This is a genomic window from Flavobacterium sp. MR2016-29, from assembly GCF_015350695.1.
Taxonomy (GTDB): Bacteria; Bacteroidota; Bacteroidia; order Flavobacteriales; family Flavobacteriaceae; genus Flavobacterium.
This window is the reverse complement of the sequence record NZ_JADKPU010000010.1, coordinates 32,976-46,257: the sequence shown is the minus strand read 5'-3', so window position 1 is coordinate 46,257 and position 13,282 is coordinate 32,976. Positions and strand designations below refer to the sequence as shown.

Here is a 13,282-nt window from a genome sequence, read left to right as displayed (position 1 = left end):
CTGTGTAGTTGAAAAAAAAATTGTGACTCCGCGAGATTAATTCACAAGCCATAAAAAACCTCCGCGAACCTCCGCGCCATCTCAGCGAATCTCCGCGAAACCTCCAAAACCTCCCAAAACAAAAAAAGGACGGTACTTTAACAGCACCGCCCCTTTTGGCAAATTTGCATTCTAAAATCAAATCTAATTTTAAAATGCCGCATTAAGCGTACAGTTTTTGGGTAATCTACTAGAAGAAGACTCAAACGCAGGTTATTCGTTTATTATATCGCCTTCTTTAGTTTCTTCGCTGGCAATTTTTACCAGTTTATCTTTCGGGTTCAAATCGCCGAAGATTTCAATTTTATCATCGATTTCTCTTCCTTTTTTCACATCAACTCGTGTTGCTTTGTGGTTTAGTACTTTAATTACATATAAACCTTCGGCAGAACTTACCAAAGCCGTTTTCGGAATCACAAAAGTGCTGTCTTTCGCGTTCAATGGCAATAAAACTTCGGCTACCATTCCTGGCAATAAATCTCCTTTGGTATTATGAATATCCATTTCTACTCTTTCAGATCTTAATTTTAAATCTAAAGCGCCAGACATTCTTGTAATGGTAGCTTTAAAATTTTCTGGCAATGATTTTACATTAAAACTCATTTCGTCGCCTGTGTGCAAATATCCTGTGTACAATTCCGGAACCGAAACAGCCAAACGCAATTTATCTTGCTGCTGAATCGTTAATAAAGGCAAATCAGAACCTTTTCCGGCTGGACCTACAAATGTTCCTAAATTCACATTTCTTGCCGCTACAACACCATCAAAAGGAGCGCGAATTTCAAGATAGCCTCTCATAATCGAAACTTCTTTGTGTCCTGCAACTGCGGCTTGGTATTGTGCGTAATCAGAATTCTTTTTACCGCTTGCCATTTCTAAATCATTTTTAGAAATAGTTCCTTCTACCTTGCTTGTTTCGTACAAACGGTTGTAGGTGCTTTTGCTGGTTGCGTAAATCGCTTCCATCGATTTTAATCTCGATTCGGCTGCAGCCAATTGCGAACTTATTTCTGGCGCTTCTAAAACAATCAAAAGCTGTCCTTTTTTTACTTTTGTTCCAATATCAACTTTAAGCAATTTTACAAAACTGCTTACTTTTGCGTAAAGATCAACTTGCTGGAAACCTGTTATTTCGGCTGGCAGGCGCAATTCGGTTGTCAGTTTTTGTTTTTCTAAAAGTATCGTTTCTGTTTTAGGTTCTAACTCGGCAACAGCTTCTTCTTTTTTGTTTGAATTGCAACTGCTTAGAAAAAATAAGGCTGCAAAAAATAATCCGGTTGATAATACTATTTTATTTTTCATAAATGTGAAAGTTATTTTATAAAGGTCATTTATGGTATCACCTTTTAATTTATTGGTAGTTGTTTTCAACAAATTATTTTTTAGTGGTGATTTCATTTTTCGATTTTAATGATGAGATATAATGAATGCTTTCTTCGTCCTCCGGATCTAAAGAAACCGATTGTGTTGTTGTTTTTTCCTGTGCCCAAGCGAAAATTAACGGCAAAATTAGTAAAACCGTAAAGGTTGAGAATAATAATCCGCCAATAACGGCTCTTCCTAACGGAGAAACCTGATCGCCTCCTTCGCCGTGACCAATTGCCATTGGAAGCATTCCCGCAATCATCGCAACAGAAGTCATGATAATAGGACGAAGACGCAGCGCCGCGGCTTCACGTGCAGATTCTAATGCATTTCCGTTTCGTTTTCGCAATTGCTCAGCATTCGTAACCAATAAAACCGCATTGGCAATCGAAACCCCAACCGACATGATGATTCCCATATACGACTGTAAATTTAAGGTAGAACCTGTAATAGTCAACATTAATAATGCTCCTAAAACCACCGCCGGAACTGTTGTTAAAATGACCAGCGAAACTTTGAACGACTGGAAATTAGCGGCTAACATTAAGAAGATTACAAAGATGGCAACCAATAATCCGACTTGTAAACTGCTTAATGTTTCTTCCAATACTTTACTTAACCCAATTGGCGTAATAAACAAACCGCGTGGTAATTCGCCTAATGAGTTAATTGTTGCACCAACATCTTTTGTTGCCGTCCCTAAATCGGTCTGGTAAATGTTTGCTGTAACGGTAATGTATGGCATAGCCCCTAAATTGTCATTTTCACCGCTTACAAATCCCGGTGTAATTTTTGCAACGTCACTCAAAACAGGACGAAGCGAGTTTTTTAGTACCGGAATTTCGCCAATATCTGTTTTGCTTTTCATTTTGTTCAAAGGCACTTGCACCTGAACGTTATACGATAATCCTGCTCTTTCATCTACCCAAGTATTTTTCTCTGTATATCGAGATGATGAGGTCGAAGCAACTAACGATCTAGAAATATCATTCATATCTACGCCTAATTCGGCTGCGCGAGTTCTGTCAATATCAATATTCATTGCTGGATAGTGAATTGGCTGCCCGATTTGAACGTCTCTGAAATACGAAATCGCTTTTAGTTTGTCTACAATTTGATTTGCGTATAATTCATTTCTTCTTTTGTCTTTTCCTGCAATTCGAATTTCGATTGGAGTAGGAGAACCCTGGCTTAAAACTTTATCCGTCAATTCAATTGGTTCAAAAGAGATTTTTACATCCGGAAGCACTTTTTTAAGACGCTTTCTAAATTCGTCTTTAAAATTGTCCATATCCGTATGATATTCTTTTAAGCTTACTTGAAAAACAGCTTCGTGCGAACCTGCCATGAACAAATAAATTGGGTTAATCGAGAATAAAGACGGGTGCTGACCCACGTATACAGATGAGATTCCGATATGTTCCGGCCCAACCATTTTCTTTAATTCTTTCAGAACAATAATGGCTTTTTCTTCTGTTCTTTCTAAACGTGTTCCATCGGGAGCGCGCATTCTCAGCTGAAACTGACTTGAGTTTACTTTTGGAAAAACATCTTTTCCGATGAAATTAAGAAATACTACAGCAAGAAGCGTAATTACAATTAAGTAGATTAAGGCAGCTGCTCTTTTAAAAGGAAACAAACGATCCAAAGTTCTCATGAATCGGATTCTGAAACGCTCAAAAGCGCCAATTTTTCCGTTATTGTCTGTATCTATTTTTTCAACATATCCTTTTTTCTGCGTGATCAGATCTTTTTCAGATTCTGGAGTCAAACCGCATGCATTAAATTCTGCTTCATCATCTGTGATTTCTGGAGTATGTTCGTGTTTATCGTATCCTTTCATCAGCCAGTTTGCCATAACAGGAACAAAAGTCTGAGACAGTAAAAACGAAATTACCATTGAAAAACCAATTGCCAATGCTAAAGGCAAAAACAACGCTCCAGGAATACCAACCATGGTAAAAGCGGGTGCAAACACGGCTAAAATACAAAGCAAGATTAATAATTTAGGCAACGCAATTTCCTGACAGGCATCCCAAATCGCGAGTGCTTTTGGTTTTCCCATGTCGAGATGCTGGTGAATATTCTCGATGGTTACGGTACTTTCATCCACCAAAATACCAATTGCCAAAGCCAATCCGCTTAAAGACATTAAGTTGATCGTTTGTCCGAATAATTTAAGGAATAAAACGCCAGAAATAATCGAAATCGGAATCGTTAAGATTACAATCAAGGCCGCACGTTTATCTCCTAAAAATAATAAAACCATTAAACCGGTTAGAACGGCTCCGATAATTCCCTCTGTAACTAAACTTTTAACCGAATTAATTACATAAACCGACTGGTCAAATTCGTATGATAATTTTACATCTTCAGGAAGTGTACTCTGAATTTTAGGCAATTCGGCTTTTAATTTCTGAACCACATCCCAAGTCGAAGCATCTCCCGCTTTTGCAATACTGATATAAACTGAGCGTTTTCCGTTTACCAAAGCATAACCCTGCGTAATATCGGCACCATCTTTTACAGTGGCAACATCGCCTAATTTTAAGTTTTGAACGCTCCCTTTAAACAACGGTATATTTTCAAAATCTTTAACTTCTTTAATGGTATTGTTCGTTGGCGTAATGTAGTTTACATCGCCCATTCTAACATTTCCAGAAGGCGCCGTTTGGTTGTTGATACGAATGGCTTCAACAATTTGATCTGGCGTCATATTATGCGAACGCAATAAATCTGGATCTACGTTAACCTCAATAGTTCTTGGGCTTCCGCCGAAAGGTGCTGGCGATAATAAACCTGGAATCGAAGTAAAAGAAGCACGAACATAAACGTTGGCTAAATCCTGCAATTCGTTATTCGATCTGATTTTACTGCTCAACACCAATTGCCCGATTGGCAACGAAGAAGCATCAAAACGAATGATAAAAGGAGGCTGTGTTCCCGGAGGAAATGCTGCCTGAATCCTGTTCGAAAGCGAACTTAATTCGGCTGCTGCCTGCGCCATGTTTGTGTTTTCATAATAGGTTAATTTCATAATCATTAACCCTTGGATATTCTTGGTTTCAACAGATTTTACACCATTTGCAAAAGGTAAAATGTTGACATAAGTTTTAGCAAAATAAGCCTCCATTTGGTCTGGAGTGTATCCTCCAAAAGGATGCGCGATATAAATAACCGGCAAGTTCATCTTCGGAAGAATATCTACCTTAATGTCCTTGATGGCACCAATTCCGAAGAAAAATAGACCCGCAACCAATACTAATATGGAGATGGGTTTGCGGAGTGCGAAACGTATTAAATTCATTAGGCTCTATAATTAAAATTCATTTATAAATAAGTCAAAATTGCCGGTTGCGGCTACCTTAAGCAAAAACGACTGCCATACATTGTTGTTGACAATATCACGGTCAATTTCCGCACGATTTAATGTGTAAATTGTTTGTGTTAAATCGGTTAAATCTGTTAATCCGTTTTTGTATAAAGTTGATTTTTGCAAATATGCTCTTTTCGCTGCATCAACCTGAATTGGCGCTTCGGCATAATTGTCAAGTGTGATGTTGATTTTATCATCAGCCAAGGCTAATTGTGACTTTAATTCTCTGTCAACCTGATTGTATTCTTCCTGAAGACCTTGCGAAACAAATTTCTGAGCGCTGACTTGTTTGCTCATTCTAAATGGAGTTGTTAAATTCCAGCTGATTCCAATTCCAACCAAATAATTGGTACGATCCGGGTTCACGCCGTCCCAGTAATTTCTGCTGAAAGCGGTCTGATTGGTTATATAATCCGATTGAAAACCTGATGCTCTTGTCTGCAAAACACCAAAAGCACTCATTGTAGGATAATAAAAACGCTTGTATAATTTAACTTGCTGATTGCTGTAGTCAATCTTCGTTTTATAATATTGAAGAAGTGGATGCAGACTGTCTGTAGAAGCAGTTGCTTTTAAAACCTCTTTCGGAATCTGATTTACAAAAAGGGTATCGGTAACAAAATCCTGAGGAGCAACACCCATTAGATCGACTAATTTGTTGTTTTGTTCTTTAACAAAGTTGCGAGCCAGGTTTAAAGCAATTTTAGCTTTAGAAACTTCTGCAGTTGCCAAAGTCGAATCAACTCCAGCCAATAATCCGTTTTTAACTCGCGCAACAGCTGTCTTTTTGAAAACTTCTGCACGGCTTAAATTCTTTTGCTGTGAAATCAATAATCTTTGGCTTGCCAATAAATTTAAGTACGCTGCTGAAATTTTAATTTCCTGCTGGAACATTTCCTGCCTTAAATCTTTTTCTTTGGCCTGAACATCCATTTTAGCCAAATTGATTTTCTCCTGAATTTTTCCGAAGGTGAAAAAATCCCAGTTCATGTTGACTAAATACAAAGCCCCAAAAGCTGAGTTCCAGTTTTGGTCTGGCAAGGCAGGTCCGGAAGAAGCAGTTCCTAAACCATTAAATCCGTATAAAGCACCATTTTGTCCGTTGATGGTTCCATAATCCTGCTGAGCAGATAAATTTAGATTAGGAAGATAATCACGGCGAGATTGTTTTAGAGTCTCTTTTGAGGCGCTGGTGTAATTGGTTTTTGCTTTGATTGAACCGTAGTTTTCAAGACCTGTTTTTATAGCTTCTTTTAAAGACAAGTTTTGAGAATAACCAATGGAGGCAAAAATCAAGAAAAATAATAAAGTAATTTTTTTGAAATACATAAAACTCAAAGTGTGAAATTATCTAACAAAATTATTTCTCTTGCTCCGATTTTAGCCTTGATAAATGATGTACTGCGATAATAAATGACCAATTCAATTTGTCATTTATTGGGAATAAAAATTAAAAATTTGTGGTTAATTTGTAAACTATTTAAGTTTTAAAAATGAATAAAAAGTTTGATAACATATTGGATAACAAATGGTGGCAGGAAATTGCTGTTGTTGGTTTTTCCTTTACCATATATACGCTGAAAAATGATTGGATGCTGTTCAGTTCGGCAGCTTCCATCTTAATGGGCATTTTTTTCTATTTTATTTTATACATGCATGCCCAATTTAATCGTTTTTTTCTGCTTCCTATATTATTTAAAACACAGCGCCCAGTAACATACATCTTTTTAACTCTTTTTGGAGTATTCGTTTTTTCGGTCATTTTATATGAAATTACAATGCTCGATATGTTCAGCAGTTTTCGTTTGTATCAAAACTCGCATCAACGAAGTTATGTGTACCAATTGGCAAGTGTTTTAGGAACATTGGTTTGTATTTTAAGTCCGATTATCGTTTTTAAATTCTACCGAATTCATAGAAAACGCACTGACGAAGCCCTGCTTTTCAATGAAATGCAATTGAATTCTTTAAAAGGACAATTGAATCCGCATTTTCTATTCAATACTTTCAATACGCTCTACGGAATCAGTTTAGAATTCCCGGACAGAACACCAGATTTGATTATGAAAGTTTCGCAATTGATGCGTTATCAATTGGAAAGCAATAACAAACAATGTGTATCTTTAGAAGACGAACTGGAATTTATAAACAGTTATGTACAGCTTGAAAAAGAGCGAGTGGGTTACCGCTGTGAAATAACATACGACTGTAAAATTGACAACGAAAATGCATATAAAGTGTCACCGATGCTGTTGATCGCATTTATTGAAAATGCTTTTAAACACGGAACCTGTGCCATCGAAAAATGTTTTGTCCGCATTTTTATTACAGTAGAAAACGGTTTATTGCATTTACATCTTGTAAATTCAATTCCGAAGAAAAAAGCTGATGTGATTTCGACTAAAATTGGTTTGAAAAATACAATTGAACGTTTGAATTTGATTTACGGAAAAGACTATAAATTAAATATTCAAGACGATAAAAATACGTACATCGTAGATTTGAAATTACAATTGAAAAAGTTTGTAGAATGAAAGAACCAAAAAAATGTATAATTGTAGATGATGAGCCGGCAGCACATTACGTGCTGGCGAATTACATCAAGCAAAATCCGCAATTAGAATTGGTTTTTCAGGGTTATAATGGCATTGAAGCAATGGATTATCTTCGTGAAAACCATGTCGATTTGATGTTTTTGGATATTAATATGCCAGAAATCTCTGGAATGGAATTATTAAAGATTATTCCGAATCATCCTAAAACCATTTTAACGACGGCTTATTCTGAGTTTGCACTCGAAAGCTACGATTATGGTGTTATTGATTATTTACTGAAGCCTATTTATTTTCCAAGATTCTTAAAAGCTATTGATCGCTTTTTTTCGACAGAAAATGTAAAAATTAAAGAAGATGAAATAATTGTAAATACGGTAAATGTAAAAGTCGACGGTTATTTTATGGATATTGAGTTGGAACAGCTTTTGTTTGCACAGAGTTTTGGCAACTACGTGAAATTGCATACTATAAAAAGAACGTATCTGGCTTCTATAACAACCAGCGAATTAGAGAAATGCCTTCCGGAGAAAAGTTTTATGCGAATTCATAAATCGTATATCGTGGCGCTCGACAAAATAGAAGTGACAGAAAAAGATTTTGTTATCATTAAAAACGAAAAATTACCAATTGGCATAACTTATAAGAGGGAATTGCTGGATAGGGTTAAGAAGGAGTTGTGAATTGTGAGTTGTGAATTGTGAGTTGTGAATTTTGAGTTGTGAGTTGTGAGTTATGAGTTATGAATTGTGAGTGTGATCACTGAGACTGAACACTGAGACTGAATACTGAGACAAAAAACATTTTCAAAAAATTCATTTATTCTTCATTTTAAAGTAGTAATTTTAATACGTTATTTTGAAGTTGTTAATTTAAAAATGATGAATTATGAAAAATTTTTTACTTGTTTTTCTCTTTTTATACAGCAGTTTGATAATCGGTCAAAACGGAGTTTCTCCTGAAAAAATAACGCCGCCTGAAAAAGTGCTGTTTACTTTTCAGAAAGAATATCCAAATAAAATACCGCTTTGGTCGGTAGAATATGTTGGAGATGATAATGATGAAATTCGGTATGAGGCCAAATTTAAAACAGATACAAATGCCGAAGCGCTGGCTGTTTATGATAATTTGGGAGTTTTAAAAGCATTTGAATTACAGATTCCGTTAAGCCAATTGCCTGCAAGAGCGCAAGCTTATTTAAAGAAAAATTATCCGGCCAATGCCATTCGAGAAATTGCTGTGGTCGTCGATTATAAAAACGAAACAACTTATGAAGTCGGAGTAGAAAAAAGTTCTAAATTTTATGACGTCGTATTCGATAAAAACGGAGGTTTCGATGTCATAATTGAGAAAAATTAAAAGAGAATATTGCTTACTAATTCAATATGGTTAAATGCCAAACCCGGCAAGTTTTTAAAACTTGCCGGGTTTATTTTTATCCTTAGCTATTTGATAATTACAACATCATTCCGCCAGAAACTTCAATTCGCTGTGCGTTTACCCAGCGCGCTTCTTCAGAACATAAAAAAGCAACCACACCGCCAATATCATCTGGCAAACCAACTCTTCCTAAAGCAGTAACCGATGCAATCTGCTGATTCATTTGCTCATTATCGCGAACGACACCTCCGCCAAAATCAGTTTCTATTGCACCTGGAGCCACTACATTTGCTCTGATTTTTCTTGCGCCTAATTCTTTTGCCTGATATTTTGTCAAAGTTTCAATCGCACCTTTCATCGAAGCATAAGCGGCATAACCTGGGAAAGAAAATCTCGCTAAACCGGTAGAAATATTTACAATTCCGCCTCCGTCATTCATTACATTCAATGCTTTTTGAGTCAAGAAAAACGGACCTTTAAACTGAATATTAGTCAATTGATCAAATTCAGCTTCTGTTGTTCCGATGAATGAATTGTGAATTCCGATTCCGGCATTGTTTACCAAAAAGTCGAATTTATCCGTCTTAAAAGTGTTTTTTAAAGTTGAAGAAATACTTTCAAAAAAAGTATCAAAAGTACTTGACTCCGCTACATTTAATTGAAGTGATGCCGCTTTTTGACCTAAGCTTTCGATTTCTTTTACAACCAAATCAGCTTCTTCTTTTTTGCTGTTATAAGTTATAATTACATCAATTCCTTTTTTTGCAATCGCAATTGCCATATTTTTTCCTAAACCTCTGCTACCGCCTGTAACTAGAGCTATTTTTGTATTTACTGCCATTTGTATTTTGTTATATAATTAAAAATTCAAAATCTGCCAGATCTGATAAATCTGCGAGAGAAAAATTTAAACACATAGAAACATATATTTTATTTTGATTTGTAAAGAATAAAAAAAGAAACTAGTTTCTAACACATAGCTGTTTAACTGCATTGCTATGCTTGTTTAAATAAATGAAATGCCTTTTAACGGTTTACAATATCTATGTTTCTATGTGTTCAAATTTTAAGTTAACTTATAAGTTAGAATGCAAAGCCTCAAATGAAGCCTTTAATTCCGGAACACTTGCATTTAATCTGATTTGACTTGTGCCAAAAGTAAGTTCTGTTCTTCCTTCTTTTAATTGTTCAAAAATAGAAACAATGAAATCGCTTACACTCGGATGCGCGTCATGCAAGCCAACACCGCCAAGATCTGTATTAAGTGCAGGCGGAATAATTTCAATTACTTCAATTTTTTTTGCTTTTAATAAATGACGAAGTGAAATCGTAAACGAACGGAAAAATGCTTTTGTAGCAGAATAAACCGGAACTTTTGCAAAAGGCGAAAAAGCCAATCCAGAAGTTACATTCATTACCGTTGTCAAAGATTTCAATTCAATAAATAAAGAAGTTAAATGAAGTGGTGCTTCGATATTTGTTGCCAGTTCAGCTTTCATACTTTCGTAGAAATCAGCATCTGTAACAGAAACCCATTTTTGAATTCCGGCATTATTGATTAAAACATTTAAATCTGGATGATTTTCCTGAATCCATTTGTAAAGTGCAACACGGTCTTCTTCTAAAGATAAGTCGCATACTTTTGTAATGACAGATGGAAATTTTGTTTTTACTTCATTTAAAACAGATTCTCTTCGTCCGCAAATAATTACAGTATTATTTTCTTGAAGAAATCTTTCAGTAAGTCCAAGTCCGATACCGCTGGCACCGCCTGTTATTAAAATTTTGTTGTTTGATAAATTCATCTTTTCGATCTTTTAAATTGATAAGACAAAGGTAGGAGTGAAGCAGCGTTGGGGAATTGTAAATATCAAACCGATGTTTGCAAAATTCAAATCAGAGAAAAGAAAAATTAAGAATTTTAAAATCTAAAAAAATCATCAATCTACAATCTAAAAGCCAAAGGTGTTATAGAAGTTTGTTTTTTAAAAAAATTTGAAAAGTGAGCCAGTTCTTCAAAACCTAGTGAATATGCGATCTCAGAGATATTCCAATCCGTTTGTTTTAGAAGAATTTTTGCTTCATTTGTTAATCTGCTGCTGATTAATTCAGTTGTGGTTTTTCCGGTGTTTTCTTTTAAAACCTTATTTAAGTGATTGACATGAACCGATAATCTTGATGCAAAATCTTTGGCTGTTCGAAGTTCTAATCGTTGGTTTGGTGATTCTATAGGAAATTGTCTTTCTAATAATTCAGCAAACAAAGACGAAACTCTTGCAGCAGAATTATGCTTAGAATAAAGCGCTGTTATAGGCTGTAATTTTTGTCCGAAGTGAATCAGTTCAGCAACATAATTTCGAATCAAATCGTATTTATAGATGTAATCAGAATTGATTTCTTTTTGTATTTTATTGAAAATCAATGCAACCTCTTCAACTTCTTCATCTGTAAGCTGAAAAATCGGATAACCGTCTGAAGCAAAAATAGGAAGTTCGTCGAGATCGATGCCGCTTTTGTTTTTAGATAAAAATTCACTTGTAAAAACACAAAATTGCCCGGATTGATTCGTGTCTTGCGGTAAATAATTGTACGGAATTTTTGGAGTAGCAAATAATAATCCTTGCTTTTCTATGTCGATTATTTTATCGGCATATTCAGCTCTATTTTTCCCTCTAATTAAACTGATTTTATAGTAAGCGCGTCTGTCATAAGGCATTACTGATTTTCCTTGAAGTCGTTCTAAAAGTTCTTTAATATCAAAAACATTAAAATGACCAATTTCTTTTTGAATGTCATTGGGCAATAATGAACTTGGTTCGATTGTAGAGCCTTCCGTAATATCTTGGTAAAATGAATCTAGAGATTTCATATAGTTATGAATTGTAAAATTCAAATATACGAAAAAAAGTTTATGAAGTTTTGCTGCGAAGTTACTAAGACGCAAAGCTTATCTTGTGGTATTTATAATTAGTTTATAAAGATGCAAAGTTTTTTTTTCGTTTTATGGTACTTTTCGTTCCTTAAAATCTTAGGAATTATTAAAAAAAACTTTATGTCTTAGTGCCTTTGTAGTAAATGATTAAAACAAACTTCCCTGAACAAACTCAGGCTGCGGATTGCTTCCAAAAGGGAAAGTTTTAATTACGAAAAACTGTTTTTTAATTGGATCAAGTTCCCTCAACACAATTTCTTTGCATAAAAAATCTATTTCAATTGTGGTAAAAAGTTCTGACGCTATTCTGAGATTTTCGGGCGTTAATTTTCTGCCGATTGACATATGAGGATCTTCGCTTTTTTTAAGTTTTAAAGGCTTCAAAATTTCTTGAACCTTTTTCATAATGGGTTTAAGATTTACTTTTGATTTTTCATTTGGTGCAATATAAAACGCACCGCTTTCGTAGGATCCGAAGTGATCGAAATACACTTGAGATGGTAAAAAAGTATCACAAATTTTGAGAAGTTTCTGTTTGAATTTATCGATTTGAGAATCGTCAATTGTGAATTCGCAAATCGTAATATGCGCGGTTGAATTACAGCTGCTGTACCAATCAATTTTGATTTTTAAATAATCTTTCATTGTTTTGACAGCATCAATAACTTCTTGCGAAGGATAAATAGCAACTGAATATTTCTTTTCCATTTATTAGAAGTTATATACCTAAATTTTTCCTTTCAGATACAATCGGTGTTGTATTTCTGATTTTAACAAACCGCTTCCGCCGCCAAAATGCTCAATTACTTCGACATCGGGCTGTTGTTTTAAGCAAAAAGAAGTAAATTCTTTTTCGACATGATCTTCGATTCCGGAACTCAATAGAACAATGTCGATTTTGTTGTTTAGAAAATATTCTTGAGCCGCCTTTTCATCATTAAAACCAACTGCATTCCAGTTTTCGTAAGCATTTACCAGTCTTAGTAAGATCTCTAAAATTGGTTCGTTTTTTCCGAGTATTAAGAATTCAAATATTTTCATAATCAGTTTTTTTTAAGCTTCTTAGTTTCTATCCTGAAGCATCGGGACTGAGTTGCTAAGTTTATATAACTTGTAATTTCTTTAGCAAATTTATCAGTTAAAAATTAGTTTCAACTTAATCTAGGACAAGAAAAAATTCTATATCTATTTCGGTTTAACTTTCAGTTATTAATTGAACTTTTAATTGATGAAACAAATTTATGTCTTAAAGAAGTATTTTCAACTTAATCTAGGACAAGAAAAGCAACTAAGTTTTTCATTCCCAAGTCTCGGGAAAGAATCTTAACATCTTATCGACTTGGTAACTAAAAAAATATTTTACTAAAATGAGGAAACCCGTAATGATTTCTCTAAACAGGCTTGTAGATTTGTGCTGTAGAAGTCGATATTTAAGATGTTTTTGCCTTTTTAATCATCATTAATGACTTCTATTAGATTACTGTTTTTGGAGAAACAATCTAGTTAATGAAATTTGCCACTTTCATAAGATCGTGGGTTATTGTATAAATTTGCAAGCATACAATAAGATCTAATTTTTATCGGGTTTTTAGATTTGATTACACGTTAATCAAATTTAAAAACCCTTTTTTTATTATA

At 34.7% G+C, this 13,282-nt stretch carries 11 protein-coding genes; 3 read left to right on the top strand and 8 right to left on the bottom strand.

The window, feature by feature from the left end; all coding sequences use genetic code 11:
* Positions 1-252: 252 nt before the first annotated feature.
* From IR010_RS18050 to IR010_RS18040, 3 genes are all read right to left on the bottom strand, one after another.
* A complete protein-coding gene (locus IR010_RS18050; RefSeq protein ID WP_194605873.1) occupies positions 253-1,341 on the bottom strand; it encodes an efflux RND transporter periplasmic adaptor subunit in 1,089 nt (362 codons plus the stop codon).
* 73 nt (positions 1,342-1,414) lie between these two features.
* Positions 1,415-4,711 carry an efflux RND transporter permease subunit gene (locus tag IR010_RS18045; RefSeq protein WP_194605744.1) on the bottom strand — a complete coding sequence of 1,099 codons (3,297 nt, stop codon included), beginning with the start codon at positions 4,709-4,711 and terminating at the stop codon, positions 1,415-1,417.
* A gap of 12 nt (positions 4,712-4,723) precedes the next feature.
* Positions 4,724-6,109 (bottom strand): TolC family protein, encoded by a 1,386-nt coding sequence (locus IR010_RS18040; RefSeq protein ID WP_194605742.1) that lies wholly within the window; start codon positions 6,107-6,109, stop codon positions 4,724-4,726.
* Positions 6,110-6,273: 164 nt separating this feature from the next.
* On the opposite strand from IR010_RS18040, the gene IR010_RS18035 reads away from it, so the two are divergent.
* The 3 genes from IR010_RS18035 (at position 6,274) to IR010_RS18025 (ending at position 8,691) form a co-directional block, all read left to right on the top strand.
* Positions 6,274-7,314, top strand: a complete 1,041-nt coding sequence (locus IR010_RS18035) for a sensor histidine kinase (RefSeq protein ID WP_029273517.1) — start codon at positions 6,274-6,276, stop codon at positions 7,312-7,314.
* On the top strand, positions 7,311-8,015 hold the full coding sequence (locus IR010_RS18030) for a LytR/AlgR family response regulator transcription factor (RefSeq protein ID WP_194605740.1): 705 nt from the start codon (positions 7,311-7,313) through the stop codon (positions 8,013-8,015). Before IR010_RS18035 ends, IR010_RS18030 begins: the two co-directional genes overlap by 4 nt.
* Positions 8,016-8,220: 205 nt before the next feature.
* On the top strand, positions 8,221-8,691 hold the full coding sequence (locus IR010_RS18025; protein ID WP_194605738.1) for a PepSY-like domain-containing protein: 471 nt from the start codon (positions 8,221-8,223) through the stop codon (positions 8,689-8,691).
* Positions 8,692-8,788: 97 nt separating this feature from the next.
* Here IR010_RS18025 and IR010_RS18020 read toward each other — a convergent pair whose 3' ends face one another.
* The 5 genes from IR010_RS18020 to IR010_RS18000 form a co-directional block, all read right to left on the bottom strand.
* Complete coding sequence (locus IR010_RS18020; RefSeq protein ID WP_194570598.1) at positions 8,789-9,553, bottom strand: SDR family oxidoreductase; 765 nt, start codon at positions 9,551-9,553, stop codon at positions 8,789-8,791.
* Positions 9,554-9,788: 235 nt separating this feature from the next.
* Positions 9,789-10,517: an SDR family oxidoreductase gene (locus IR010_RS18015; RefSeq protein WP_194605736.1), complete on the bottom strand. Its 729-nt coding sequence runs from the start codon at positions 10,515-10,517 to the stop codon at positions 9,789-9,791.
* A 140-nt stretch (positions 10,518-10,657) separates the two neighbouring features.
* Positions 10,658-11,581: a helix-turn-helix domain-containing protein gene (locus IR010_RS18010; protein ID WP_029273512.1), complete on the bottom strand. Its 924-nt coding sequence runs from the start codon at positions 11,579-11,581 to the stop codon at positions 10,658-10,660.
* 210 nt (positions 11,582-11,791) lie between these two features.
* Positions 11,792-12,352: a 2'-5' RNA ligase family protein gene (locus IR010_RS18005; RefSeq protein ID WP_194605734.1), complete on the bottom strand. Its 561-nt coding sequence runs from the start codon at positions 12,350-12,352 to the stop codon at positions 11,792-11,794.
* 18 nt (positions 12,353-12,370) lie between these two features.
* A complete protein-coding gene (locus IR010_RS18000; protein ID WP_194605732.1) occupies positions 12,371-12,685 on the bottom strand; it encodes a hypothetical protein in 315 nt (104 codons plus the stop codon).
* Between the last annotated feature and the right edge of the window lie 597 nt (positions 12,686-13,282).